This is a genomic window from Vibrio glycogenivorans (genome assembly GCF_051660965.1).
Taxonomy (GTDB): Bacteria; Pseudomonadota; Gammaproteobacteria; order Enterobacterales; family Vibrionaceae; genus Vibrio.
Genome location: NZ_JBPVIS010000001.1, coordinates 70,172 through 97,122, shown reverse-complemented (window position 1 = coordinate 97,122; position 26,951 = coordinate 70,172). Strand labels below are relative to the sequence as shown.

26 protein-coding genes are annotated in these 26,951 nt (G+C 48.7%); 12 read left to right on the top strand and 14 right to left on the bottom strand.

Annotated elements, in window-relative coordinates; all coding sequences use genetic code 11:
* The first annotated feature begins 1,013 nt into the window (after positions 1-1,013).
* Both ACSTTG_RS00440 and ACSTTG_RS00435 read left to right on the top strand, forming a co-directional pair.
* Complete coding sequence (locus tag ACSTTG_RS00440) at positions 1,014-1,511, top strand: hypothetical protein (RefSeq protein ID WP_438473482.1); 498 nt, start codon at positions 1,014-1,016, stop codon at positions 1,509-1,511.
* Positions 1,511-2,800, top strand: a complete 1,290-nt coding sequence (locus tag ACSTTG_RS00435; RefSeq protein ID WP_438473481.1) for a YfaP family protein — start codon at positions 1,511-1,513, stop codon at positions 2,798-2,800. Before ACSTTG_RS00440 ends, ACSTTG_RS00435 begins: the two co-directional genes overlap by 1 nt.
* Positions 2,801-2,852: 52 nt before the next feature.
* Here the strand turns inward: ACSTTG_RS00435 and ACSTTG_RS00430 are convergent, their stop codons facing one another.
* Together ACSTTG_RS00430 and asnS are read right to left on the bottom strand one after the other, a co-directional pair.
* Positions 2,853-3,518, bottom strand: coding sequence for a hypothetical protein (locus ACSTTG_RS00430; RefSeq protein ID WP_438473480.1), 666 nt, complete (start codon positions 3,516-3,518; stop codon positions 2,853-2,855).
* 290 nt (positions 3,519-3,808) lie between these two features.
* On the bottom strand, positions 3,809-5,209 hold the full coding sequence (asnS, locus tag ACSTTG_RS00425; RefSeq protein ID WP_438460191.1) for an asparagine--tRNA ligase: 1,401 nt from the start codon (positions 5,207-5,209) through the stop codon (positions 3,809-3,811).
* Positions 5,210-5,524: 315 nt separating this feature from the next.
* On the opposite strand from asnS, the gene queD reads away from it, so the two are divergent.
* On the top strand, positions 5,525-5,884 hold the full coding sequence (queD, locus tag ACSTTG_RS00420) for a 6-carboxytetrahydropterin synthase QueD (RefSeq protein ID WP_438460090.1): 360 nt from the start codon (positions 5,525-5,527) through the stop codon (positions 5,882-5,884).
* A gap of 78 nt (positions 5,885-5,962) precedes the next feature.
* Here queD and ACSTTG_RS00415 read toward each other — a convergent pair whose 3' ends face one another.
* The 3 genes from ACSTTG_RS00415 to ACSTTG_RS00405 all read right to left on the bottom strand — a co-directional run bounded on the left by ACSTTG_RS00415 (position 5,963) and on the right by ACSTTG_RS00405 (position 8,253).
* A complete protein-coding gene (locus tag ACSTTG_RS00415; RefSeq protein WP_438460091.1) occupies positions 5,963-6,442 on the bottom strand; it encodes a hypothetical protein in 480 nt (159 codons plus the stop codon).
* Positions 6,443-6,622: 180 nt separating this feature from the next.
* Positions 6,623-7,570 carry a LysR family transcriptional regulator gene (locus ACSTTG_RS00410; protein WP_438473479.1) on the bottom strand — a complete coding sequence of 316 codons (948 nt, stop codon included), beginning with the start codon at positions 7,568-7,570 and terminating at the stop codon, positions 6,623-6,625.
* A 59-nt stretch (positions 7,571-7,629) separates the two neighbouring features.
* On the bottom strand, positions 7,630-8,253 hold the full coding sequence (locus ACSTTG_RS00405) for a TetR/AcrR family transcriptional regulator (protein WP_438473478.1): 624 nt from the start codon (positions 8,251-8,253) through the stop codon (positions 7,630-7,632).
* Between the two features lie 146 nt (positions 8,254-8,399).
* On the opposite strand from ACSTTG_RS00405, the gene ACSTTG_RS00400 reads away from it, so the two are divergent.
* Entirely contained in the window at positions 8,400-9,419 is a 1,020-nt protein-coding gene (locus ACSTTG_RS00400; protein ID WP_438473477.1) for an MBL fold metallo-hydrolase, read from the top strand.
* A 107-nt stretch (positions 9,420-9,526) separates the two neighbouring features.
* On the opposite strand, the gene ACSTTG_RS00395 is transcribed toward ACSTTG_RS00400, so the two are convergent.
* The 8 genes from ACSTTG_RS00395 to pspF form a co-directional block, all read right to left on the bottom strand.
* Complete coding sequence (locus tag ACSTTG_RS00395; protein WP_438460095.1) at positions 9,527-9,814, bottom strand: DUF1496 domain-containing protein; 288 nt, start codon at positions 9,812-9,814, stop codon at positions 9,527-9,529.
* Positions 9,808-10,716, bottom strand: coding sequence for a 1-aminocyclopropane-1-carboxylate deaminase/D-cysteine desulfhydrase (locus ACSTTG_RS00390; RefSeq protein WP_438473476.1), 909 nt, complete (start codon positions 10,714-10,716; stop codon positions 9,808-9,810). The genes ACSTTG_RS00395 and ACSTTG_RS00390 overlap by 7 nt, the downstream gene beginning before the upstream one ends.
* Positions 10,717-10,887: 171 nt before the next feature.
* A complete protein-coding gene (locus ACSTTG_RS00385; RefSeq protein WP_438460097.1) occupies positions 10,888-11,673 on the bottom strand; it encodes a peptide ABC transporter ATP-binding protein in 786 nt (261 codons plus the stop codon).
* Complete coding sequence (locus ACSTTG_RS00380) at positions 11,670-12,677, bottom strand: peptide ABC transporter ATP-binding protein (protein ID WP_438473475.1); 1,008 nt, start codon at positions 12,675-12,677, stop codon at positions 11,670-11,672. Before ACSTTG_RS00380 ends, ACSTTG_RS00385 begins: the two co-directional genes overlap by 4 nt.
* A complete protein-coding gene (locus ACSTTG_RS00375) occupies positions 12,677-13,564 on the bottom strand; it encodes an ABC transporter permease subunit (RefSeq protein ID WP_438460099.1) in 888 nt (295 codons plus the stop codon). Before ACSTTG_RS00375 ends, ACSTTG_RS00380 begins: the two co-directional genes overlap by 1 nt.
* Positions 13,551-14,513, bottom strand: coding sequence for an ABC transporter permease (locus tag ACSTTG_RS00370; protein WP_438460100.1), 963 nt, complete (start codon positions 14,511-14,513; stop codon positions 13,551-13,553). The genes ACSTTG_RS00375 and ACSTTG_RS00370 overlap by 14 nt, the downstream gene beginning before the upstream one ends.
* Entirely contained in the window at positions 14,513-16,132 is a 1,620-nt protein-coding gene (locus ACSTTG_RS00365) for an ABC transporter substrate-binding protein (protein ID WP_438460101.1), read from the bottom strand. The genes ACSTTG_RS00370 and ACSTTG_RS00365 overlap by 1 nt, the downstream gene beginning before the upstream one ends.
* Before the next feature lie 113 nt (positions 16,133-16,245).
* Positions 16,246-17,295 carry a phage shock protein operon transcriptional activator gene (pspF, locus tag ACSTTG_RS00360; RefSeq protein ID WP_438473474.1) on the bottom strand — a complete coding sequence of 350 codons (1,050 nt, stop codon included), beginning with the start codon at positions 17,293-17,295 and terminating at the stop codon, positions 16,246-16,248.
* A 203-nt stretch (positions 17,296-17,498) separates the two neighbouring features.
* On the opposite strand from pspF, the gene pspA reads away from it, so the two are divergent.
* The 8 genes from pspA (at position 17,499) to ACSTTG_RS00320 (ending at position 25,574) form a co-directional block, all read left to right on the top strand.
* A complete protein-coding gene (pspA, locus tag ACSTTG_RS00355) occupies positions 17,499-18,173 on the top strand; it encodes a phage shock protein PspA (protein ID WP_438473473.1) in 675 nt (224 codons plus the stop codon).
* A 1-nt stretch (position 18,174) separates the two neighbouring features.
* Positions 18,175-18,411, top strand: coding sequence for an envelope stress response membrane protein PspB (gene pspB, locus ACSTTG_RS00350; RefSeq protein WP_438460104.1), 237 nt, complete (start codon positions 18,175-18,177; stop codon positions 18,409-18,411).
* Positions 18,401-18,790: an envelope stress response membrane protein PspC gene (pspC, locus tag ACSTTG_RS00345; protein WP_438460105.1), complete on the top strand. Its 390-nt coding sequence runs from the start codon at positions 18,401-18,403 to the stop codon at positions 18,788-18,790. Before pspB ends, pspC begins: the two co-directional genes overlap by 11 nt.
* A gap of 303 nt (positions 18,791-19,093) precedes the next feature.
* A complete protein-coding gene (locus ACSTTG_RS00340; protein WP_438460106.1) occupies positions 19,094-20,128 on the top strand; it encodes an efflux RND transporter periplasmic adaptor subunit in 1,035 nt (344 codons plus the stop codon).
* Between the two features lies 1 nt (position 20,129).
* Positions 20,130-21,224, top strand: a complete 1,095-nt coding sequence (locus ACSTTG_RS00335) for an efflux RND transporter periplasmic adaptor subunit (protein ID WP_438460108.1) — start codon at positions 20,130-20,132, stop codon at positions 21,222-21,224.
* 22 nt (positions 21,225-21,246) lie between these two features.
* Positions 21,247-24,330: an efflux RND transporter permease subunit gene (locus ACSTTG_RS00330; RefSeq protein ID WP_438473897.1), complete on the top strand. Its 3,084-nt coding sequence runs from the start codon at positions 21,247-21,249 to the stop codon at positions 24,328-24,330.
* Between the two features lie 56 nt (positions 24,331-24,386).
* The gene (locus ACSTTG_RS00325) at positions 24,387-24,938 is read left to right on the top strand and encodes a DNA-3-methyladenine glycosylase I (RefSeq protein ID WP_438473472.1); all 552 of its coding nucleotides are present in this window, start codon (positions 24,387-24,389) and stop codon (positions 24,936-24,938) included.
* A 93-nt stretch (positions 24,939-25,031) separates the two neighbouring features.
* Positions 25,032-25,574 (top strand): DUF4136 domain-containing protein, encoded by a 543-nt coding sequence (locus tag ACSTTG_RS00320; RefSeq protein WP_438460110.1) that lies wholly within the window; start codon positions 25,032-25,034, stop codon positions 25,572-25,574.
* 143 nt (positions 25,575-25,717) lie between these two features.
* Here the strand turns inward: ACSTTG_RS00320 and ACSTTG_RS00315 are convergent, their stop codons facing one another.
* Entirely contained in the window at positions 25,718-26,923 is a 1,206-nt protein-coding gene (locus ACSTTG_RS00315) for a cystathionine beta-lyase (protein ID WP_438473471.1), read from the bottom strand.
* Positions 26,924-26,951: the final 28 nt, after the last annotated feature.

The window sequence follows — 26,951 nt, the reverse complement described above, 5'->3', positions numbered from 1 at the left end:
GACAGGCAAAATTAGACAGGCTATTGAGCTTCGTGATTTAGATTTGACGTGGATATTGACAAAGTTACTACTCGAATTAGATCAGCTCAATGAATACTACCGAGTAGGGGAAGTGTAGTTGATGATGGCGCGATATCTTCAAAGGGAAATACTCACATCCACCGGTTTTTATCAGTAATTAATCATAACTAACTGATTAAAACACTCTGTACACAAACTCTATGCATTAGGGCATAGTCGTCGGCACTAAAGAGCTTGCCTTTTGCAAGCCAGTCGACATGGCTAAGGGTCTCTACTGTCACATCTTTACTCTCTCTAAAGCTTATCTAGCATGTTAATGCATATAAATGGCGGTGTGGTTTTCAAGTCAACTACATTTACACAACTTTATTAGACATAACTTAACGCTATAAACGCCTGTGGATTTAGGATAGTCGCCCTAATGATTCATTTATCATTATATTTGTAACATTATGTTACAAATATAATGTGTTAATTATTAATCACTAAGTAGCTCTGTTTTTTTACAGCTTACTTACTTATCGATTGATGTTAAAAAGAATTTAATTCTCTTTGATTTTACGGACAACGAATATGATCACTTTTCCGTACAGAGTACTAGCACGTCTTTTCAGGCGGTGCTGTTGCTTTAATTATCTTGAAGAGTAAAGTTAAGCACTGTTAAATATCACCATGGGTAAAGTAAAATACCTAGCTGATAATCTGGTAAATATAGGTATTTGTAATTATATCGTACGCTATAGTATTTAATTGCGAGCTTGTATGGCAGCATAGTGCGATTAGTATGATGGTGGTTACATTTTAAAGGCTTATAGGATTAAAGGGTATGGTATTCAGTTTTGATATGGAGCTTTTGATAATCATAGTATCGTTAGTGGTGTCGTCAGCGGTGATTATGTTGGGTGAGTTGTTTGGTGGTGTAGTTATATTTATCGTCATGCTTGTTTCTGGCCTGACGTTATTTGTATAGCACTGAGTGGTGTGGCAATAGGATGGTTAAGTATGCTTTATATTATGGGGTGGTTTTAATTTCTCTCTATTTTCTATATTCCAGCGGAAGTGGTTATGAAATGGTAGAGATTCCATACTCTATTAGCGCTCAATTGGACGAGACCAACTCTCTTCAAGGTATTATCACTAATGATGACGGGATAAGAGATGATATTTACCATATGATTTTGACATCAAAAATGACAGCTCAACAAAAATTACAAGCTAAAAAAGTCGCAGGTAACCTTCAATCAGCCTTGCTAGTCAATCTTGATGATGAGAAAGCAATTAGAAATTTAGATGACGTCATGATGGAATCTCTGGGATGTTTTGCACGCACATTTGATAATCCAGCTGATGGATTTAATACATTTCAATGGCTGCAAAAGAGCATTGCAAATACGGAATCGAGGGCGAAGGCCTATTTAAATTATAACAATGCTCAAGATGGTACAGTGATTAGACTACCTATGGTTTATCATTGTGATGAGGGTAGCTAGTGAAGTATAGATTACTATTACTATCGATTTTATTTTGCTCATGTCCGGCTTTTAGTGCTCGCTGTACAGACAGTGGTTACGTGATCGGTTTTTTTAATGGTGTATGGAACTCAAAAGCTGACGCAATATACTCCACAATAGCGTTACAGAGCAAATTTGGTTCAGTTTACAATGGCGAAAGTGTACGGTATGAGGTGTTCTATAATGTTACAGGCTCATCGATAGGATCGAATCCGTTTCTAGATATAGCCGAACTATTCAGACAAAGAGCAGAAGAAATTGGCGTTGATGGCTATTACGATATCGTCGACTTGAACAAGTTAAGTGATCCAGGCGACCTGTCAAAATTTGATAACTTTCCCTATGGAGTGAAACAAGCAAAAATACTACTAGGTAGCTTTAGTGAACTGTTTGTGTCTACCGCAGTATCTTTAGTATCAAAGTTGGTTTCTCTTCCTCCTACTAATACTACTTATGAAATACATAATACTAGATTGAAAACCCTTGTGTCTCATGGGTATAAAGTCCTATTTGTGGCTCACTCTCAAGGTAATTTATACGCCAATAGCGCATATAATGTTTTACTAGATAGCAACAATATTGATAGCAATAATTTTGGTATAGTCCATGTCGCACCAGCATCAGTAGTCACTCATGGGCCACATACACGAGCAGATTTAGACTTAGTCATCAGTGGGCTCGAGAAAACGGGATTGGTGCCAAAAGCCAATGTTACAATACCTCCTTCTCATCTCAGTATTGACCCTACTGGACACTACTTTGCAACAACGTATTTAAATTCAGATTTGCAGACTTCTCATAAAGTCCTGAAAGATATTGATAGGGAAATCTCGAGGCTCGATGATTACGCCAGTCAGGCCTATCCCGGTAAGTTTTCGGTGACATTGACATGGGATAGCGCATCAGATATCGACTTGCACATTATTGAGCCAACAGGTGAACATGTACATTTTGCGAATAAGAAGGGTACATCCGGAGAGTTAGATATTGATAATAGAACTGGGTTTGGGCCGGAGCACTACTCCGCAGGGTGTGAAAATCGGGGACTAGTAAACGGTCGATATCAGATTGGTCTAAATAACTACTCCCATGCTGAGGGAAGTAAAGCGACCATTCAAGTATCTACTCATAGTCAGGCTAACCTCAAAACAAAAACCGTCGTAATGGGCGCAGAAATGGGCCAAAGCGGCACCTCTGATCCGAAGATAGTTATGAATGTTGAGGTGAGCCAGGATGTTGATGGCCAATACACTATCGACGCTTACTAAATACGTTTATTCAGTCTGTGCTGGGAGACTAACAGATGTCTAGAATTGCCATCTACATGTGTACGCCTGCAATCAATACCGTTGAAGCCGCCATGATCGCATTTGAGATAAAGTGTACCCAATGCAGCTTAACAAAACTCTTCTCTATAAATGCCTGCGCGTAATAACGGCAGAATGAGAAGAGATAGCCTGCGGTTGAGATCAGCAACAGCCTATGAGCCCAATCCGCATGGTGGATGGCAAGGTCGAGTGATGCCCACGTCTGAAGGAAAAAGACCAAGGTATAGGCGCGCAGGAAATCCCTTCCTTCAGTGAAGTTCGGATAGACAATCATCCACACCAGCACACATATCGAAATGATAAACGCAGGTATGCTTAGCTCGATGCCATTGGTGACATCATGGTAGATCAATAGCCACAGCGCAGCACTGCGGCAGAAACTGGCAATGACCATTAGGTAAAACGTTGCCGAGATGATTGCTTTGCGGCGGCGGAAAAAAATAAAGAACTCACCGGCTGTGTTGAGTAGAAATGATATCTGAATTAACCGCTGATAGGTGCTAGGCTCGGCAAAGAGCTCGATGCCAATAACGAGCAGCAGCCAGCAGCAGGCACGAATGCTCGCTAACTTGATCAATGATCTCTCGCGCTGACCATATTGGCCAAAGCAGTAAAATAGCGAAAGCGTTGCGTATAAAAATGAGATAGCCAAACCCATGAGCTTCTTGTTACATCCTTGTTTGAGGCGCTAGTTCTAGATAATCACCTTTGCGCTGAGAGTGCAAGAGCCTTATTGGCAAACGAGAAATGGTTCTCAGAGGTGTTTAACGTGCTGTAATTACTGTGAAATGTTGCCGTATAATATGTTAATTGATTGTGTGGATTGCACTGTAATGGGTCAGGTTTCTTTTCACAACGAAAAAGGCTCAGCAAATGCTGAGCCTTGAATGCTATGCCTTGGAACCATACCTTGAAACCATACCTTGAAACTAGGTACGTAAGCGACAATTAGAAGTTAGCGCTACGAGGTGTACGTGGGAATGGGATCACGTCACGAACGTTGCCCATACCAGTTACATAAGACACAAGACGCTCGAAGCCCAGACCAAAGCCTGCATGAGGTACTGTGCCGTAGCGTCGTAGGTCGCGATACCAGCTCATGTGCTCAGGGTCGATACCCATATCACGCATGCGCGCATCAAGCACGTCTAGACGCTCTTCACGTTGCGAGCCACCGATGATCTCACCGATGCCTGGTGCAAGTACGTCCATCGCCGCAACCGTCTTACCATCGTCATTCATGCGCATGTAGAAAGCTTTGATGTCTTTCGGGTAGTTCTTAACGATAACTGGTGCCTTGAAGTGCTCTTCAGCTAGGTAACGCTCGTGCTCAGACGACATATCGATGCCCCATTCAACTGGGAATTCAAATTCACGACCTGAATCTAGTAGGATCTGAATCGCGTCGGTGTAGTCCACTTGAGCAAAATCAGACGCGACAAACTGCTCTAGGCGAGTGATTGCTTGCTTGTCGATGCGCTGGGCAAAGAACTCAAGGTCATCACGACGCTCTTCTAGAACCGCTTTGAAGACATACTTAAGCATGTCTTCTGATAGCTTAGCCACGTCATCAAGGTCAGCAAACGCAACCTCTGGCTCAACCATCCAGAATTCCGCTAGGTGGCGGCTGGTGTTTGAGTTTTCTGCACGGAATGTCGGACCAAAGGTGTAAACTTTGCTTAGCGCACACGCATAAGTCTCAGCATTCAGCTGGCCAGAAACGGTTAGGAAAGTCTCTTTACCGAAGAAATCTTCGTTGTAATCGACTTTACCTTCTTCTGTGCGCGGTAGGTTTTCCATATCCAGCGTTGATACGCGGAACATCTCACCAGCGCCTTCCGCATCTGATGCTGTGATCAGAGGTGCAGATACCCAGATGTAACCTTGCTCGTGGTAGAAGCGATGGATTGCTTGAGATAGGCAGTTACGTACGCGAGCCACGGCGCCAATCACGTTGGTGCGAGGGCGAAGGTGGGCCACTTCACGTAGGTACTCAATTGAGTGGCGTGTTTTCGCCATTGGGTAAGTGTCTGCATCTTCAACCCAGCCGACAACTTTAACGCCAGTCGCTGCAAGTTCGAAGTCTTGACCTTTAGCAGGAGATTCAACAATCTTACCAGTTACTTCAACAGAGCAGCCAGTGGTTAGCTTCAGCACTTCGTCTTCGTAATTATTAAGATTACTAGGGACCACGGCCTGAATCGGGTCGAAACAAGAGCCGTCATAAATGGCAAGGAAAGAGATTCCAGCTTTGGAATCACGACGTGAACGGATCCAGCCGCGTACAGTCACTTCACTGTCGACCGCGAGCTTGCCGCCAAGTACGTCTTTAACAGGCGCGTAAGTCATGTTGATTTCATTCTCCATTGAGGGATGCATATTAACCTGATGTCTTGCTACAAAAATCACCAGTTATTGGTTGATAAATAGGCAAAATATCAAGTTAGATTAAAATTTTGAATCAAACGACCATATTACCTAGCAAATCCTCAGCTTCAAGCCCTTATTGGCTTATCTGTTAGGATTTTTTTGTCTCATCGGGTAAGAGGCGGCTTGAGTTCCGATTTAGATTTAAGAATAGCAACAAATAAACCCAATGATGAACTTGTGCATAACTCAATAGGTGCATAGAATTGCCGTTTTTGAGCGTTTCTAGGTAAAACAATGAGAACCGAACTGTACAAAGAATTTATGTTCGAAGCCGCGCACCACTTACCGAACGTCCCCGAGGGGCACAAGTGTGGTCGTCTCCATGGGCATTCGTTTTTGGTTCGCCTTTATGTCGAGGGTGAGGTCGACCCACATACTGGCTGGGTGGTCGACTTTGCAGAAATAAAAGCCGCGTTTAAGCCAATCTATGATCGTTTGGACCACTACTATCTCAATGACATAGAAGGGCTTGAAAACCCGACTAGTGAGGTACTGGCAAAGTGGATTTGGGATCAACTGAAACCCTCACTACCACTACTGAGTAAAGTGGAAATCAAGGAAACCTGTACAGCTGGTTGTATCTATAAAGGCTAACCTTCGATTTTAGTTAATTCGATTAGATCTAAAGAGCTGACTTTATTCAGCTCTTTTTTATTTGAGATAGATTCAAGATTAGAGCGTCAAGCCAAAGCCTAGGGTAAAGTTAATCGAGGTATCACTGAAGGTATGGGTTGAACCACTGTCAAAGAAATCGAAGTCAGTGCCCGCGCGTACTGATAATGCGGGTGTTAACTTATACACGAATGCTGCCCCAATACTCAGCCCCATTGTCGTTTTATGTTCATCACGGTAGGTGCCATCATAATCGGCCAAACCTATGATTGCCTGAATCCCCATGTCGTCACGTCGACCGAGCGGCGACTGCAAGCCAACCCGATAGGTATCGATATTCTCGTCGTATCTGCCAGCCGTGTAGTGGCTTTTCGAGTAATGAAGGAAAAGGTTGTCAAAATCCCCTACCTGAGAGACGCCTAGCTGTAAACCAGCACCTCGGAAAGGGCCAATTTTCAGTTCCGGTGATACGTAAAGCCCAGACGCTTGAGCGCCAAGTGGGGCCAGTGCAATTGCAAGCCATATTAGTCGATGAGTCATGACAATCCTTAAGTAGGTCAATTAAATGATAACCAAGCAGGTGAGTAAAAATAGCCGTTCAAGACTCTTAGTGTTGAGAGAGACGAGCTTTACGTTGCATACCATTTTCTGGAAAGGTCATCAGAAGTTAGGGTGCCTAATGGTAATGATGGTCGTGGGATTTGGGCTAATTAGGTTTACTTATTGATGTGAAAAGCCTGACTTATTGATTTGGTTAGATAGGCATTGTTGGAGCAGGCGTAAAAGCCAGCGCATTAATGGGGTGTGGCGGTTTTTAATATGCATGTGAGCATATACCGGAGTCACATAGGGCTTTCCGTTGACGGTAAAGTCAATCGCACGTAGGTGTGGGAAGTCTTCGATCGGAAACAGATTGGAGTGCGGCAGGTACATATCGGTATGTTGCAGCACATTTAAGATGGCCATGACCAGCTCGGAGCGAAACCCAATACTGTGCTCAACACCCAGATCAGTCAGAAACTCAGATGCAAGGGTGACGTGATCATTCCAACCGGGGGTAATGATTGAAGCTATCGGATAGCCAGCGAAGTCATGTGGAGTGGCGTGAGATTTTGTGATGGGGTGATCTCGGCGCACGATGACTCGCCCGGTGAGCTCAATCAACTTAACGGAATAGATATTTTGGTTTGATTGGGGCAGAGCATAACTGACTCCCAATAATGTCTCACCAAATAAGATTTCTTCGACCGTGTTGTTAGACCAGCTTGTCAGTTCTAGCTGCGCACTGGGGGCGGAGGCTTGGACTTGATTGAAAAGGGGGCCAGACAAACAACTTAGGGTGATCGAGGATAGGGCGATACGCAGTGTGCTATCTAGCTCAGTCGGTTTAAACGGGCGCGTGTTATTAACTGCTTGAAGCAAACTGTCCCAGTGCGGAGTGATGTTCTCGGCGAGTGATTCAGCGAAGGGTGTTGGCTCGAGTCCACCAGTAACTTTGACAAACAGCTGATCGTTAAAATGCTCTCGCATCCGTTGTAAAGCCTGGCTAATCGCTGGCTGAGAGACAAACAGACGCGCGGACGCCTTGCGCGTGTTTTTCTCTTGCATCAGCACCAAAAAGGTTTTGAGTAAGTTTAGGTCCAAGTTGCTGACGAGGTCTTTTGCCATTGGTGAGAGCCTTGCTTAATGTCTATGGAAAGTGACAGGCGTATCGCGCAGGCCGCGCCCTATGCGGTTTGCCCATAGCGTGCCCAGAATAGCTCAACGGTCTGCTCGGCAAGTTTTCGCGCGGCTTGGTCGTCGAGCGGGTCACAGATACCCATCAGTTGTGGCCAATAAGCACTGCCTTTGAGTAGGCTGTAAAGTTGCTCAGCGACAAGGGCGATTTGGGTTTCTTCTAGTGCGATGCGCTTGTGTTTGCTCTGGTATTCGAGCCACTGATAGATGACGCTTTGCTGCTTGTCGAGCGCCGCGACCTGCTGTTTGAGCTCTTCAGGCCTGAATAGATAGTGCCCAAACGCGACGCGAGAAAGTTCAATATAGGCCGGATCGCTGATCTTCTTGATCTGTTGAAAGACCAAATCAGTCAGTTGCAGTTTTAAGTCATGCTCTTGACTCAAGTCGTCCTCAGACAGAGCATCGGGATTGCTCCATAAACAAGAGAGCAGCGCCAGTACCAAGGCTTCTTTCGAAGCGAAATGGTTGTATACCGTGCGCTTTGAAACGCCCGCCATTGCAGACACCTTATCCATGCTGGTGTTAGCGACGCCAAATTCGAGGAATGACGCTCTTGCAGCCTCCAGGATCGCTTCTCGTTTTAGTTCACTGCGACTTTTTTTTGTCACCGTCATGTCATTCGTCCGTCTCATAGGTTTGCGAAGATCCATTCTACACTAGCCGGTTTACTTTTGGTATGCTTGCTTGTAAACTGACCAGTGTAGTTTACTTGTATTGACAGTGATTACTTGTTTACCTCTTGCTACTAGGAGCGAAAATTATGGCGCTAACTCAAATGTCTTGTGCAACTGCCGAAGATGCGGTTTCAGCCCAATTACCGAAAAAATTCACAAATTCGGAAATGGTGTACAAGTCGGGCCTAAAGAATCTTTACGACATTACCAAGATGTATTTGACGGCGCAGCGTGACGAGCCAGAGCCAAGCTTTGATTTACCCGTGATGTCGATGAGTCGTGAGCAAGTAGAAGCCGAGCTGCAAAATAGTGTGTTTCGCCTTGGACATTCGAGCGTGTTGTTGAAGCTTGATCAACAGTTAGTGCTGACCGATCCGGTATTCAGTGATCGTGCCTCGCCAGTGCAATGGGCCGGACCAAAGCGCTTTCATCAAGCACCGATAACCATCGATGAACTGCCCAATATCGATGTGGTAGTAATAAGCCACGATCACTACGATCATCTTGATAAATCGGCAGTCAAGCAGTTGGCAGCTAAGGTCTCGCTATTTCTCGTACCGCTTCGGGTTGGCAAACATCTACGTAACTGGGGGATTGAAGAAGATAAAATTGTCGAGTTGAACTGGTGGGAGTCGCATGTATTCAACGGCATTGAGTATACGCTCACCCCAACTCAGCACTTCTCTGGACGAACTGGTTTGGATAGAGACCACACGTTATGGGGAAGCTGGGTAATCGCCGCCGCCAGCCAGCGTGTTTTCTTTAGTGGAGATTCGGGCTATTTCTCGGGTTTTAAGCAGATTGGTGACAAGTACGGCCCGTTTGATCTGACCCTGATTGAAACCGGTGCCTACAATGAAGCATGGTCACAAATCCATATGTTCCCTGAGCAGAGTGTCCAAGCCCACCTCGATCTCAAAGGCAAGGTGATGTTCCCCATCCACAACAGCACATTCGACCTAGCCATCCACGACTGGCAAGAACCAATCAACCGCGCCCTCGAGACAGCCAACCAGCGCGGTGTAACTATGGTACTCCCACAAATGGGCGAGCAGTTGGTGATAGGAGAGGCCAAACCGTTGAGCTTCTGGTGGCAACGAAAATAGGAGCGGGGAGCGGGTATCACTTCGTTCCGAGGAGCGAGGAGTTTAATACGCGCGATTGCTCCGCAGCGCGTCTCCACTCGTCTCTCGCTTCTCGAATCTCGGCTCTATTATTCGCTGACCAAAACCCACTTCAGCGCGCCATTGAGTTCAAAGTCATTGTCGGCTTGGCACTCGAGCAGGCGGTTAGCGGTCTCGATGATAGAGCCAAGCGAGTACTTTTGTCCCTCGTAGTAGCAAACGCGCTGGCTCATCTGAGCATTATCGACGACAACGACTGGGCGATTGGCGGAGTTTCCCACCGACGCTCGGGTCACTGTTGAGTTAGCAAGGGCAGAGCCCGAACATACGCACGCGGCAATCAGCGCCAGTGTTGCTGAGCGTTTAGATCCTACCATGTTGATTTAACTCCATATTCACGTTGATATCTAGGTAACATGCTCTCGTTTCCTAGAATACCACCTTGGTGAATATAGAGAAGCTCACGACCGTGATTTGCAGCCCACCATTGTTGTAAACATCGCCACATCAGTGGATCATACAGCAGATCGAACTCAACCCGAGTCTGCTCCTCGAGCTGGCACCAGATCTCATAATCATCAGGGTTCAAACGCCCAAAATGATGCTTTTGGTCCAATTCAAGAATGGTTGGATGATCATCCTCACCGAGCTGACGAAATTGCTCGGTCAGATACTTAGCATCACCAACACAAGCACAAGTGAGTACTTCGATACCAAAAGGTTTTAGGTGTTTATGCAGATAAAATGCCGTGGTTCCGGTCCCTGAGGGAAGGGCAACGACAAATGGCTTTCTTTGGCAGCAGGTGTATTCCAAGATCTCCTGCGCTAGCTGTCTCACGCCTTCTTCTGCCAGCGGAGAGTGCCCCCCTTCGGGGATCACTAGGCAGCGCTCATTGGGCTGGCGGATCTGACGAATATACTCGGCCGGATGCAGCGCATGCTCACTCTCATTGACTGGGATGATCGTCGCATCAAGCTCAAGTGCACCACGATAATTACCGATTGGTTGTTTTTTAAGCCAATTAGGAATGTTATGCACATAATACTCTAGCGACCAACCATGGATCTTGGCGAGTCCCGCAAGAGAGTAGAGTGAATTCGCCTGAGCTGAGCCATACGAGATAATAGTATCGATATTGGCTGGCGGATTACTAAGTAAGCGACTGAATTTACGCGCCTTGTTACCACTAAAAAGGGGGTGGAGCTTGTCATCTCGCTTGAGATGAAAAGACAGACCATCAAATTGATGCAGGGTAACCGGGCTGTGTTTTAGTTTCATAGTGCTGCACAGGGGCATATCCACCCCTCAGAAAATCGGCCGCACATCATAGCGATCAACCAAAAAGATCTCAAACCCCGATCAACAAAAAGTTATTTTCACCGATAGGCGCAGCGACCACAATCAACTCGCCTCTCGAGGGGCAAAGCCCCGTCCTCGCCTCTCGACTCTTTATTTCACACCAGGAGCTTTACTAAAGTGGCTCTCAATCAGCCGTTGAGTCACCGGATGTTGTGGATGAGCAAAAATCTCTTGCGTATCACCGGCTTCAACCACCTCACCGTCGTGCATCACCATCAGTTTATCGGTGATGTGTTTGACGATGCCGATATGCTGAGACACATAGACAAACGCCACGCCCATCTCTTCTTGCAATTCAAGAAACAGGTTAATGATCTGCGAGCGCATTGCCATATCCAGACCGTTGAGGGCCTCATCAGCAATGATCACTGAGGGCTGCAGTACCAGCGCACGGGCGAGACAGACACGCTGCTTTTGACCAGCGGCCAACATTTGTGGATAAAAATAGGCGTGCTCCGGTAGTAGTCCTACTTTAAGCAAAGTCGCCTTAACACGCGCCATCCTAGCCTCTGGTGACATGCTGGTGTTACGTTTTAGCGGCCCCTCTAGGATTCGACCAATCTGAATGCGTGGATTGAGTGAAGTATTCGGGTCCTGAAAGATCATCCGAATAAGCTTGCAGCGGGTAGAGAAGTCCTTGTGGGCCAACTCTTCGCCATTAACTGAGATGGTGCCAGATGATGGCTCAACCACACCGGCAAGCATTCGAGCTAGAGTGGATTTGCCTGAGCCGTTTTGACCGATAAAGCCAATGGTTTGGCCAGCTTCTAGAGTGAAGCTGACCGGCTTCACCGCATGCTTAACGGATTTGCGGAAAAAACCGGAGCGGTTGGTGAAGTGTTTGGTTAACTCTTGAACCTCAAGCAAAGCGCTCATGCTTTCTTCTCCATTTTCTTTTCGATATTGAGCGGGAAGTGACAAGCGAACTTGTGGTCACGCAGGTGAGTTGTGCGCGGCATCTCGACACAATCGCGCTGAGCATAAGGGCAGCGCGGCCCCAGCCGACAACCGATCGGTAAGTGCTTCAATGGCGGAATAGAGCCTGGCAGTGATTGCAGCTTTTGCTTGTGTGGCACCCACTGACTAAAGTCAGGGATCGCATTGAGCAAGGCAAACGTGTAAGGGTGCTTAGGCGCTTGCGTTAAGCGCTTGGTACTGGCGGACTCAACAGATTGACCACAATACATTACCGTGATGCGATGTGCCCACTGAGTAATAGTGGATAAGTCATGGCCAATCAACAAGATTGAGGTATTTTGTAACTGGTTCATCCGGCTCAGTAAGCGCAAGATCTGCGACTGAGTGATGGGATCAAGATCGTTGGTTGGTTCATCGGCAATCAGTAGCTTAGGCTTGTTGGCAATGGCCATCGCGATCATGATTTTTTGGCACTCCCCATCCGTGAGCTGATACGGATAGCTGTCCATGACGCGCTTGTGATCCTTGATACCCACTTTGTGTAACAGGGCGACCGCTTGCTTGCGTCGCCACTGAAAGCGCTCCCACCAGCGCCCCTCAAACATACGTGAAGGGATAGACTCAATTAACTGACGACCAATACCCTCGGATGGGTCCAAACAGGTGGAGGCCTCTTGAAAGATCATTGCGACTTCGCGCGCAATCACGCGACGACGCTCACGGGGCGTCAGTTGCAAAAGGTCGATATCACCCAGGCGCATTCTATCGGCGGTCACCCGCCAGTTTTCCTTACACACGCCAACAATGGCTTTGGCGACCAAGCTTTTACCTGAGCCTGATTCACCCACCAGCCCGCGGATCTCACCCTCGGAAAGGGTTAAACTCATGCGATCAACCGCGCGCACAATCCCTTGCGGTGTTTCGATCTCTATTGTTAGGTGTCGAATATCAAGTAACGGCATTATTCAACTCCAGCGTTGAGGGCCTGGCGAACGCCATCGCCCACCAAGTTAATCAAGATTACGGTAAACATGATCGCAAGCCCTGGTAGCGTCACTGTCCAGGGGGCGATAAAAATCAGCTCTACCGAGTCACCCAAGATTGCACCCCACTCAGAACTCGGTGCCTGAGCACCAAGCCCTAAAAAGCCCAGTGCAGTGATATCTAAAATGGCCGCAGACAAAGCAAAGGTAAACTCAGCGGCAAACACTGGCAGAATATTGGGCAGGATAGAGTTACCGAGCAGGTAGAAGTGATTAGCCCCATCGAGGCGCGCGGCCATCACATACTCTTTTTCCATCTCGTTATGTACCGAGATATAGACCGAGCGGATAAAGCGCGGGATCAGTGCCAGGCCTATGGCCAGCAGAATAGTGACCTCACCAAAGCCAAGAAACGCGCAGAAAATCACTGCTAGTAGCAGAGACGGGATAGACATCACGGTATCGAGCAAGTGGTTTAGGGTACTCGAGAGCAGGCCAGAGGTCATTCCGGCAAGCACACCAATCAGTGAGCCAGCAATGGCGGCGATAACTGTAATCGCGACTGCGCCGCCAAAGGTCAGTTGTGCCCCTTTGATCAGGCGCGACAAGATATCGCGGCCGAGATCGTCGGTGCCCAAGAAGTAGTCGATGGTGCCCTCAGGGCTCCAAGAGGGCGGTAGCAGCAAAAAGCCAGACTGAGCTTGTGGGTCATGTGGCGTCAGCCAGTTGGCACCTAGGGTGATAATGCTGATAAACAGCAAGCACCATAGGCTGAACATCGCCAGGTTGTTGGCGCGGTAACTTCGCCAAAAGCGCTCAAACTGGGTTGGGATCTTCTCTTCTTGATAGATATTACTGCTTAGCATCCCATTCCTTCCTTACCAGTGGATTGATCATCGCGCCAAACAGATCTGAGAGAATATTGGCACTGAGGACAAGGGTGGCAATGACGATCACACCGGCCTGAATGGCGACAAAATCTTGATTGTTCAGTGCCTCGAGGAGCCAACGTCCGATACCTGGCCAGTTAAAAATGGTCTCAGTGATGATGGCCAGGGTCAGCATGCTCGATAGGTGCACGCCGACTTTGGGGATAATCGGTGGAATAGCATTACGTAAGACGTGCTCGGTGATGATCTCATAAGCAGAAAGACCCTTGATCCGCGCTGCACGAATGTAGTTTTTCTTCATCACCTCTGCAACTGAAGCGCGCATCAATACGATGAGCTGCATAGTAGGGGAAAGGGATAAGACTAGACCCGGTAGGATCAAGTGGTCGACCACACTTTGCAAGGCATAGGCGCGATACTCGCTCTCCATCATAAATGCATCTAAGATGGCAAAGCCGGTCACGTGTGGGATCTCATACAACAGGTCATAGCGCCCAGAAACGGGAAACCATTGCATATTCAACGACAGTACCATGATGAGTAGCAACGCAACCCAAAAGACGGGCGCAGATTGGCCCGCCATGGCTGAAAACGAAATTGAGATATCCTGCCACTTTCCCTGACGCATGCCGGCCACAGTCCCAAGTGGGATCCCAACCACAAGCGCTAAGATAAATGCCATTAGGCACAGCTCGATAGTGGCCGGAAAAACGCTAGCCAGATCTTTAGTGACCGGCACGCCAGTCTTACTCACTCCAAAATTGAGCTGAATGAGCTCACCAAGATAGCTTTGCCAACCAGACCAAAAATCAACCTGGCTCCATGGCGAGAGTGGGTCTAGGCGTAAGATACTGAAACCCACCATGGTAATGATCATCATGGTGATCACAAACAGGTTAAAGCGGCGAATGGTGTAGATAAACATTACTTGACTCGCTCCACTGCATTGAAAGGTTGGACATTAAAAGGGCTCATACGAAAACCTTGCAGCGATTGATGGTGCGCTTGAAAGTGCATGCCGTGGGCGATTGGGATCACAGGTACCTCTTGATTGAGCAGGTTCTGCACCTGACGATAGATATTGGTACGATACCTCGGCTTATCGACCTCAAGTGCCAGGTTAATCAGAAAATCAAAATCCTGATTGCACCATGAAGATTGGTTCACCCCGGATTGTTTTGCATCACAAGAGAGTAGTGGGCGTAAAAAATTGTCCGGGTCGCCCGTATCGCCAATCCAGCCGGTAAGCATTAAATCGAAGCGGCCAGCTTGGGCGGCATCATTGCGGCCGTAGCGCTCATCGGTGATGATGTTTAGCTCAACCCCAATATCGGCAAAGTTAGCTTGGATAAGTTCTGCTGTTTTTCTCGGGCTTGGGTTATAGGCTTTGGGCTCAAGTGGTACCGACATAACCAGAGTCAGTCCACTCTCGTAGCCGGCATCGCGTAGCAAGCCAAGGGCATAGTTACGATCGTAACGCACCTGAACAGTGTCTTGTTGATACGCCCAAGAATTGGGCGGTAATAGGGTGTAGGCTTGGGTGCCCGTGCCGTAATAGACTGAATCGAGGATATTTTCCCGATTGATGGCTAGGCTCAAGGCCTTGCGTACACGCGGATCGCTGAGCGCTGGGTGCTGGGTATATACCGAGATGTAGGCCACATTCATCGCAGGCTTGGTTTCGAGAACCAACTCGTCTTGCTGCTCTATCACAGGTAGCTGGCTTGAGATGGGGGAGGTCAGCACATCGCACTCTTTCCTTAGCAATTTTGCCAAGGTACCGGTGCCGCGCACTGAGATATCAAACACCACTTGCTCCATCTTAGCCGGACCATTCCAATAGCCATCGTGACGTTTGAGGCGAACCAAGTCATTGATCTGGTGCTCGTCGAGATAAAATGGACCGGTGCCAATCGGATGGCTGTCCAGTTGATGTTTGTTATCGGTGATCTCAAGTGTCCGTGCGTACTCCTCGGAGTGTATCACCGCAAATGAGGTGGCGATATTAGACAAAAACGCATTATCCGGGCGGCTCAGGCGGAAGATGACCGTGTGCGAGTCGAGGGACTCAACCGAGTCAACTAGACCGGCAAAATTGATACTACTGAACCAAGGGTAGAGTCCACCCCCGGTGTAATGAAATGGGTGCTGACTATCAATGATACGCTCGAAACTAAACACCACATCATCGGCATTGAGCGGCCGACTTGGAGTGAACCATTGGGTGGTTTGAAACTCAACATCATCACGCAGATGGAAAACGTACTCGGTGCGTTCGGCGTTGGTGCTCCAGTGAGTGGCGATATTAGCCTGCGGTTGATAGGACTCCGTGTCTAGCACCAGTAAGGTATCAAACAGCTGCGGGCTGATTGCTTCGGCAGTGATGCCGTGATCAACCAGTTGTGGATTGAAGGTTTCAGGAACCCCTTGACCACAAAACGTAAACCCATGCTGGCGGATTTTTGTGTGTTCGATCGGCTTCCCGCATCCAGCGAGTGTGCTGGCCCCAACTAGGGCGAATGTCAAACGAGTCAGTGCTTTCATAGCGCAAACAGATAAAAATGAGATAAGTGATCGATTATGCCCTAATCATTTAAGGAAAGGCTAACAAATTTGTCACCTAACCTTAGTTTTTGGTTATGACACAAACAGTTGGACTATGACTGGCTGACTTTACTTAAGCCGTGCTTTCTTACCAAGCCACGTATTTGATCATAGCTTAAACCGAGAAGGCTTGCTGCTTGTCTTTGATTAAACTGGGATTTAACCAATGCTTGCTTGACCAATTGGAGCTCTTTTTCCAACAAGTGGGCCTTCAAGTCAATGGGCAGCACGGTGTCTGTAGTGTCAGTGACAACCACTGAGTGTTCTGCGGGGTGTAGATTACTTATGGGCGCTTGATCTGATGATTCCCGATCCGACAATTGCTTAGGCGTTTCCCACGGCGAGTTAAAAGGGTCAAGTACAAGATGGGAGACCGGCTCATTCGCATTACCATGCTGATAGATGGCGCGCTCAATGACATTTTTTAGCTCGCGCACGTTACCCGGCCAGGGATAGTCAAGTAATTGGCTTTGCGCGCTGGCAGAGAAACCGGTGAAATACGCCAGTCCTAACTCATGACACATCTTGATCGCAAAATGCTCGGCGAGCTCAAAGACATCATCTTGACGAACGCGCAGCGGCGGAAGGTGAATGACATCAAAGGCGAGCCGGTCGAGTAAATCAGGGCGAAAATCACCATTTTGGCATGCCTTGGGCAGATCGGCATTGGTCGCGCAAATCAAACGTACATCAGCTGTCATGAGGCTTGAGCCACCGACTCGCTCATACTGACCATACTCAATCACGCGCAGCAGCTTCTCCTGCACCGTCAGTGGCATCGTCCCCAGCTCGTCAAGAAATAGACTGCCTCGCTCTGCACGCTCAAAGCGACCCATATGACGTTTACTCGCACCAGTAAAGGCTCCAGCTTCATGGCCAAACAGCTCAGAGTCGATCAGCCCCTCAGAGAGGGCAGAGCAGTTCATTGACACCAGAGCTTGATCCCAGCGCTTGGAAAGATAATGCAGACGCTGAGCCACCAACTCTTTGCCGGTTCCGCGCTCGCCAACGATTAACACTGGGCGATCGATGGTTGCTAGGCGTGAAACCTGATCGAGCACCGCCAAAATAGCGCTAGAACTGCCGCGGATATTAGGAAGCATAAATTAACCTTTTTGTGGTGGTTTTAGCCAATAATAGGCCAAATTAACCATGCTAGGTAGGGAGTAAGAGTCTTTTTTCTAGTTAAGTTGCTGTATTAATGAGCATAAAAAAGTTGGCATACTTCTGGCTAAATCAACAACAGGTATCCAGGTTATCTATTTAGTGACCTAGAGGGTCAACAGCAACAAAAAGGGGAACCACTATGGGCATTTTTTCACGATTCACCGACATCATTAACTCAAACATTAGTGCCTTGCTTGATAAGGCGGAAGATCCAGAAAAGATGATCCGTCTGATCATCCAAGAGATGGAAGACACCTTGGTCGAGGTGCGCAGTAATTTGGTTAAAGCGATTGCCGACAAGAAAGAGCTCAGCCGCCGGATTGAGATGGTTGAGGCGCAGGTCCGTGATTGGCAGGCCAAAGCCACCTTGGCACTGACCAAGAACCGCGAGGATCTGGCTAGAGCAGCGCTGATGGAAAAACAGAAAGTCACCGAGGTACACAAAACGTTACTCGATGAGCAGCTGCTGGTTGATGAGAACATTGATAAATTGAAAACCGAGATTGATAAGCTTGAGAGCAAAATCGTCGAGACGCGGGCCAAACAACAGGCACTGATGATCCGAGTTAAAACGGCGGTCAATCGCAAAGACGTTCAGCAACACTTGAACTCGCGTAAAACCCGCGAGACGATGGACAAGTTCGAGCAATTCTCTCGTCGTATTGATGAGCTTGAAGCAGAAGCAGACTTGCACTTAGATACTCAGTCGTCACGCGATCTCGAGCAAGAGTTTATGGAGCTTGAAGTCGAGGATGAAATTGAGAAAGAGTTGGCCAAACTCAAACAAGAATTAAACGAGAAGGAGTCAAAATAATATGAGTTCATTTTTTATCTCAGCGCCACTGGTTCTGTTTATGATCTTTGTGGCTCCTTTGTGGCTGTTTCTTCACTACCGCAGTAAAAAACACACGGCGGAGGGGCTATCGAGTGATGACCTTGAGCAGCTGCAGCAGTTATCGCATAGGGCCGATAAACTCAAGCAACGTGTTTCTTACCTAGAGCGTGTACTCGACAGTGAGACGCCGGAATGGAGGCGACGTTATGATGCGTAAAGAGCTGTACCGTGACCCGATTAACGGCAAACTGACCGGCGTGTGTGCCGGTCTAGCCAATTACTTCAACGTTGAGGTTTGGTTGGTACGAATTGTTGTGATTACCATGGCTTTACTAGGCGCTGCCTTTTTAGTGTTAGTCGCGTATGTTGCCATGTCATTGATGATAGAGAAGCAGCCAAGCGGCTTTCAATCCCACTGGGAAGAGAAAAAAGACCACACACTAAAAAGCAAAGCCTGGCAGCGCGGCACCAACCCAAGCGACCTGTTGCGCACCGTCGCACGAGACTTAGACTCCGTCGAGCAGCGAGTCACTAAGATTGAGGGTTATGTGACGTCAGACCGATTTAAGTTTGATCGGGAGTTTTCCAAACTCTAACAGAACAGGGGCGGGGAGCGAGGACGCGTTGCTTCGAGGAGCGGGTTCTCGTCACCGATCCCTATTGTTGAATCCAGATACCGAAAACGTGCTTCCTACCATATGACCCCTTGTTTGTTCGTTAATATCGATTCGTGCGTAAGACTACTCGATTCTCGAAGGGCATCGCCCGTCCCCGAACCCCGCCCCTGTTTTTATAAGTATCGGAATATCTGAGAAAAGTAACAGCCTGTTAACTAGATAATCCCCATTTGCGCGTCTATCTTTGTTGGGACAAGGATTTAAACAAAGATTGGATCGGCCATGTTGAAAAAGTATTTTTTGCTGGTGGCGAGTTGCGCGGTTGCCACCGGTTGCGGTAAAGAGTTACCCCCCGTTCCCGAGCCAGAATCTCGTCCCGTCAAGATGACGGTGGTTTCAGTGGGAAATAGTCGTTTTGAGCGCAGCTTTCCGGCGGTGTCTGAGGCAGGGGATCGCGCGGTACTGGCTTTTCGTGTGCCGGGACTGCTGATGAGTATCGATGTGCTGGCAGGGCAAGAGGTGAAAAAAGGCGATATTCTCGCTCAGCTCAACCCCGATGAATACACCCTGATTGCTAAGCAAGCGCAGGCCAATTTCAACCTGGCGAATGTGCAGTTCCAGCGCAATGCCAAGCTACGCAAAGATAAAGTGGTCTCAGAGCAAGACTATGATGAGGCCAAAGCGAATCTCAACGTTGCGCGTGCCACTCTCAATCAAGCCAAGGCCAACGTCGGCTACACTATGCTGGTCGCGCCTTATGACGGCACGATATCAATCGTTCCTGCAGAAAATCATGAATTTGTTGCCGCCCAAGAGGGGGTGATGAATATCCAGACCAACCAGCTACTCAAAATTGTGTTCCAGCTACCGGACCAATTGCTTAGTCGCTATACCCAAGGCGCGAATATTGAGTCGACGATGCGCTTTGACGCGTTTCCCGATGCTAGTTTCCCGGTGACTTTTCAGGAGATTGATACTGAGGCTGACCCTACAACAGGCTCATACAAGGTCACCATGGTGATGGAGCGCCCGGATGACATTGGCGTTTTACCGGGTATGGCGGGTAGCGTCACCCTAGTCGCGCCGCAATCATCCGCCAGCCGAGTTCCTTTGACCTCCATCGAAGAGAGTAATGGTGAAAACTACGTATGGCGCGTTAATGACAATGGCATTGTAAAGCGTATCCCAGTGGAGTTGGATGCGCGCCGTCACGTGATATCAGGCCTCAATGATGGCGATCAGATAGTGGTCTCTGGCATTGCTGGCTTAGAAGATGGGATTAAGGTTCGCCCATGGGTGAAGGAGCGAGGGTTGTAATATGAACTACACGTCTATTTGCTCAGTCTTGGCGGCCTGCGCTGTACTGGTGGGGTGTGAGCGGCCTACAGTTGAACCACGCCCGTTTGTGCCTAAGGTCTCAGTGGTTGCCGTTGGGCTTAACCAAGAGATTGATAACTTATACTTTCCTGCGGTAGCGCATGCAGCGGACCGCTCCCATTTGAGTTTTCGAGTTGCGGGTGAAGTAAGCTCCCTTGCGGTCAAGGAGGGCGACTTAGTCAAGGCGGGTGATGTGATTGCCATGATTGACCCCACCGATTACAAGATTGATGTCGATAACGCCAAGGCACGCTTTGCGGTAATCGACAGTCAAGTACGCCGCTCAAAACCTCTCGTTGCTAAGGGCCTTTTGGCTCAGTCCCAGTTTGATGAAATCGCCGCAGAGCGCCAAATTGCCAAAGCTGAACTCGATTTGGCCGAATTGCGTCTGTCTTTCACCACGCTGCGCTCACCGATGGAAGGCATTGTGTCACGCGTGTCGGTCGATCAGTTTGAGAATATTCAGGTGGGTCAGTTTATTGTCAATGTCCACAGTATTGATACCGTTGAGGTGTTGATCCAACTGCCCGACCAGCTCTATCAGAAAAAGCCCACCACAGAAATGCTCAGTCGCATCCAAGCGCAGGTTCGAGTGCCAAGTGGCAACGAATACGATGCGCGAGTCAAGGAGTTCACCACCCAACCCGACCCCGACTCTGGCACCTTTTCTGTCACGCTCTCTTTGCCGATGCCAGACAATGAGGTGATCTTGGATGGGATGGCCGTTGAGGTAACGTCCGATGCCCAGGAGACCTCGCTTAACCTCAATGCTGGCTTAAAAGTGCCGATTGAAGCGGTGTTTAATGCCGATGGTGACAGCCTAGATCGCGCTAACAAGTTTGTTTGGGTGCTAGAGGGTGATAGCGTGGCCAAACGACAGGTGGTGGTAGGCAATGCCTCGCTAAATAATCTACAGATTTTGTCTGGTCTAACCCAGGGCGAGCAGATAGTGATAGCAGGGCTATCACGACTGCGTGATGGAATGAAAGTCGATGTGATCGAACCACACAAGCAGCGGGAGGCTGGTAATGAGTGAGGAGAGTTTGCCCAAGCAGGCGATGGAAGGGGATGATCAGGTTACTGGTATAGCGGCGTATTTTATTCGCAACCGTGTGATCAGTTGGATGATCTCATTGATTTTTCTAATTGGTGGTACGGCGGCGTTTTTCGGTCTTGGCCGACTAGAGGATCCAGCGTTCACCATTAAAGATGCCATGGTGGTAACCTCGTATCCCGGAGCAACACCTCAAGAAGTCGAAGAGGAGGTGACCTATCCGATAGAGAAAGCTATCCAGCAGCTCTCTTACGTGGATGAGGTCAACTCAATCTCCAGCCGAGGTCTGTCTCAGATCACCGTCACGATGAAGAACAACTACGGACCGGATGATTTACCCCAGATCTGGGATGAGCTGCGGCGTAAGGTCAACGACTTAGCCCCACAGCTCCCCCCTGGAGTTAATGATCCCCAAGTGATTGATGATTTCGGTGACGTGTTTGGTATCTTGCTGGCCATTACCGGTGAGGGCTACTCCTACAAAGAGCTGCTCGATTATATTGATTATTTGCGGCGAGAGCTGGAGCTGGTTGAGGGAGTGAGTAAAGTTTCGGTCTCGGGCGATCAGCAAGAGCAGGTGTTTATTGAGATCTCGATGAAGAAGATGAGCACCTTGGGCCTAGCACCAGACACAGTGTTTAATTTGCTTGCTACCCAAAACATTGTCTCTGATGCGGGGGCGGTGCGGATTGGCAGCGAGTATATACGCATTCACCCTACTGGTGAGTTTAAAGACGTTGATCAACTTGGGGACTTGATCTTAACCGGTGGGGGCTCGGATGGCCTGATTTACTTGCGCGACGTTGCGGATATCAAGCGCGGTTTTGTCGAAGTGCCCTCCAACATTATCAGTTTCAACGGGAAAACCGCGCTCAACGTTGGGATCTCTTTTGCTCAAGGGGTCAACGTGGTTGAGATTGGTAAAGCGTTCGACCGCAAATTGGCCGAGCTTAAGTTTCAACAGCCGGTGGGCATTGAGATTGATAGGGTCTATAGCCAGCCAACAGAAGTTGATAAATCAGTCAGTGGTTTTGTGATCAGCTTAGCGCAAGCCGTCGGTATCGTGATCGTGGTTCTGCTGTTCTTTATGGGACTACGCTCAGGGATCTTGATTGGGCTCATCTTGCTCCTCACAGTGCTGGGCACCTTTATCTTTATGCAATACCAGGGGATTGAGCTGCAAAGGATTTCATTGGGAGCGTTGGTTATCGCGCTGGGGATGCTGGTGGATAATGCGATTGTGGTGGTGGAGGGTATTTTGATCGGCACGCAAAAAGGCCGAACTCGGCTTCAAGCCGCGACCGATATCGTGACGCAAACTAAATGGCCTTTACTAGGCGCCACCATTATTGCCGTAACGGCATTTGCGCCAATCGGTCTTTCTCAAGACGCGACAGGCGAGTACTGTGGCACATTGTTCACGGTGCTGCTTATCTCCCTGATGTTGAGTTGGTTTACTGCTATTTCTTTAACACCATTTTTTGCCGATATGTTTTTTAAAGGACAGAAAGTGCCTGAAGCGTCAGAGGATCACGACCCTTACAATGGGATGATTTTTGTGGTGTACAAAAATTTCCTCGAGTTCTGCATGCGCCGAGCTTGGGTCACCGTGATTGTGTTATTTGCGGGATTAGCTGCGAGTATCTACGGCTTCACTTTCGTTAAGCAGTCCTTTTTCCCTTCTTCGACTACACCAATGTTCCAAGTAGATATCTGGATGCCTGAGGGCACAGACATCCGCGCCACCAATGAGCAACTGCAGGCGTTAGAGGAGTGGATTGCCAGCCAAGATCACGTTGAGCACATCACCACCACAGCAGGTAAGGGTTTGCAGCGATTTATGCTGACCTACGCGCCAGAGAAAAGCTATGCCGCTTATGGTGAGATCACGACGCGTGTGGATGACTATATCAACCTGGAACCCTTGATGGTGCGTTTCAGAGAGCACGTTGAACTTAACTACCCGCAAATCAACTATAAACTCAAGCAAATCGAGTTAGGGCCCGGTGGCGGTGCTAAGATTGAAGCGCGGATCATCGGCTCTGACCCAACAGAGCTGCGCCGCATTGCAGCGCAAGTCGCCGACATTATGCATGCTGATCCGGGTGCGACCAATATTCGCCATGACTGGCGAGAGCGCACCATGGTACTAGAGCCTCAGTTCAACGAGAGTCAGGCTCGTCGTTACGGTGTCACCAAGTCGGATGTCGATGACATTCTTAATATGTCGTTCTCGGGTAAGTCGGTCGGTATCTACCGTGATGGCACCACCTTGATGCCAATAGTGGCGAGGTTGCCAGAGAACGAGCGGGTTGATATTCGCAGTGTTGAGGGGATGAAGATCTGGAGTCCGGCTCAGTCGGAATATATCCCGCTACAGCAAGTGGCACTCGGCTATGACACCTATTGGGAAGATCCCATTATTGTGCGCAAGAATCGTAAGCGTATGCTAACCGTGATGGCAGACCCTGACTTACTCGGCGAAGAGACGGCCGCGACCTTACAGGCGCGTTTGCAACCGCAAATAGAGGCGATTGAGTTACCTCCGGGTTACTCGTTCGAGTGGGGAGGTGAGTATGAGTCCTCGGGTGACGCACAAGAGTCTCTATTCACCACTATGCCGCTCGGCTATCTGTTTATGTTCTTGATCACGGTGTTCTTATTTAACACGGTCAGAGAACCAATTATTGTGTGGTGTACGGTGCCGCTGGCCCTGATTGGGGTGACGACCGGCTTACTGGTGCTCAATACCCCGTTTGGCTTTATGGCGCTGCTTGGCTTTTTGAGCCTCTCAGGCATGATCTTGAAAAACGGCATCGTCCTGCTTGATCAGATCAATATTGAGATTGAGTCAGGCAAGGAGCCGTATAGTGCGGTGGTGGATGCGGCGCTAAGTCGTGTGCGTCCTGTGTGTATGGCGGCCATCACCACAATTCTCGGCATGGTACCGCTGCTGCCAGATATCTTCTTTAAGCCAATGGCGGTGACTATCATGTTTGGGTTGGGTTTTGCGACGGTGTTGACCTTGATTGTGGTGCCGGTTCTTTATCGCTTGATGCACAAGGTTAAGGTTCCTGTAACTGCGTGATACTATGCCGGCATCGTTGGCGCAATCAAGCGCTTAGGAGTAAGTAGGACAAAATAATGAAACGATGCCAGTGGGTAGATGAGAGTAAACCGGATTATGTGGCGTATCACGATAATGAGTGGGGGCGTCCGGTAACAGACGATCTACGTTTATTTGAGTTTCTTGTGCTTGAATCGGCGCAGGCTGGACTCAGTTGGTACACGATTCTCAAGCGTCGCGAAGGCTATCGCCAAGCCTTTGCGAACTTTGACCCGAGATTGGTGTCCAAATTTGATGAGCTTAAAGTAGAACAGCTGTTGCAAGATACAGGCATTATTCGTCATCGCGGTAAGATTGAAGCGGCCATCAACAACGCCAAACTATTTCTGTTGGTGCAGGAGGAGTTTGGCAGTTTTGCTCGCTACCTATGGGGATTTGTTGATCACCAAATCGTGGATAATCGCAGTAGTGAAAACTTCCCTCCAGCCACTACCGCCCTGTCAGATACCATCGCCAAAGACTTAAAGAAGCGCGGCTTTAAATTTGTCGGCAGCACCATAGTGTACGCCTATCTTCAGGCCGTTGGTGTGGTCAATGACCACGATCTTGACTGTTTTTGTCGCTCCTAGACTTTTGCTGACAGTTTCATGGCCATAGGCTGCTTTACTTAGCTCATAATTGCGTATGATTAAGTTAGTGAAATAAAATTAAGAGGTTGCGTGATGCTAAAATCACTCAAAAAAATGTCCATCGCTACTCTGGTGACGCTGGTCGTCGCAGGTTGCGCGTCAAGTGTTGCCACCGACTACAACGCGAGTGCCAACTTCGCCAGTTATCAGACCTACCAGTTTGAGGACGCTGGTGGCGAGCCGCTAGGCCTTGATGGCCGTCGCATTCAACAGGCGGTAGATAGAGAGCTGAGTCTCAAGGGTCTCGAGCGCACAGACGACAGTAACGATCTGATGGTGCGCTTTGATATTTTAGAAGCGTCAGAGCTGCGCGCTGATGGCCCGACGTTCAGTGTTGGTGTCGGTAGCGGTAGTCGTCGCAGCGGTTTTGGTTACGGCTTTGGCGCCAGTACACCAACGCGCGTGACTGAGATTAAATACGGTAAGATTGCCGTCGACCTTGTTGATAGCGAGAGCAATGAGGTGGTGTGGCGTTCAGTGTCGCAACGTCAACTCAGAGAAACCATGAAGCCCGCCGACCGAGAAAAGTTCATCGCCGAGCAAGTCCAAAAAATGTTTGAGCAATACCCTCGATAACAAAAGGGGCGAGGAGCGGGGGCGGGCTTTGCCCTTCGGGGCGCGAGGGGTTCTGCGTTGTTGGTTAGGTGCGCAGACCTGACAACCACCACCAAACTCCTCGAAACTCGTAGCGCAGCGTACCCGCCCCTCGAACCTGTGTTTTACACTGCAGCCAGGTCTTCGAGAATTACTGCGTTGTAACGCTCTAACCCCTTTTCTAGGTCACGCAGCAAGTCTTCTACATCTTCAAGGCCGATGTGGAGGCGGATTAGGGTGCCGGAGAAATTTGGGTTGGCGATGGTGCGTAGGCTGTTAAAGCTATTTGGCTCGTTAGCTAAGATCAAGCTCTCGAAGCCGCCCCATGAGTAACCCATGCTAAAGTGTTCCATGCCATCGAGAAGGGCGGTAGTGGCTTTGCTATTTGATGTTTTGAGGACGAACGAGAACAAGCCGTTGCCGCCGGTGAAATCACGTTTAAAGAACTCGTGACCAGGACACGTCTCTAGCGCGGGGTGACGAACATGGTCTACTTCTGGGCGAGATGCCAACCACTGGGCGACTTTCAGGCTGCTTTCAGCATGCTGCTTAAGGCGTACGTCCATGGTGCGCAGGCCGCGCAGACCAAGGTAGGCATCATCTGGTGATACGCACTGTCCTAACAGATAGCTTTGCTCGCGCAGTTGGTCCCAGTATTTCTCTGACGCCACAGCCGTGCCGAGCATCACATCTGAGTGACCAACAATGTATTTGGTCGCGGCTTGGATAGAGATGTCCACGCCGTGCTCAAATGGTTTGAAGTTCACACCCGCAGCCCACGTATTGTCAAGCATAACGATAATGTCGTGCTCATGCGCAATGCTTGCTAGGGTTGGTACGTCTTGCACTTCCATGGTGATTGAACCAGGGGATTCAGTAAACAGGACCTTGGTGTTTGGCTTGATGTAGTCACGGATGCCAGCGCCCACCTCAGGTGGGTAATAGCTGGTCTCAACTCCCATCTTTTTGAGCATGACTTCACAAAAGTCGCGCGTAGGCTCGTAACAGGTATCAACCATCAAGATGTGGTCACCACTCTCAACAAAAGACAGAATCGCAGAGGTGATTGCCGCCGTGCCACAAGGGTAGAGGGCACAGCCAGCACCGCCTTCAATCTTGACCATTGCATCTTGCAGAGCGAAGTGAGTCTCGGTGCCACGGCGTCCATAGAATAATGTCTTATCAGTGCGCTTGAGTGCGGCCTGTTGCTTCTCTGCAACCGAATCAAACACAATGGTCGAAGCACGCTGAACCGGTGGGTTGACTACACCATGAGTCCATTTTTTGTCTCTTCCTGCGGTGACGAGTATAGTTTTTTTGCCTTCAGACATTGAAATTCCTTTATTCACTTGAGGTTAC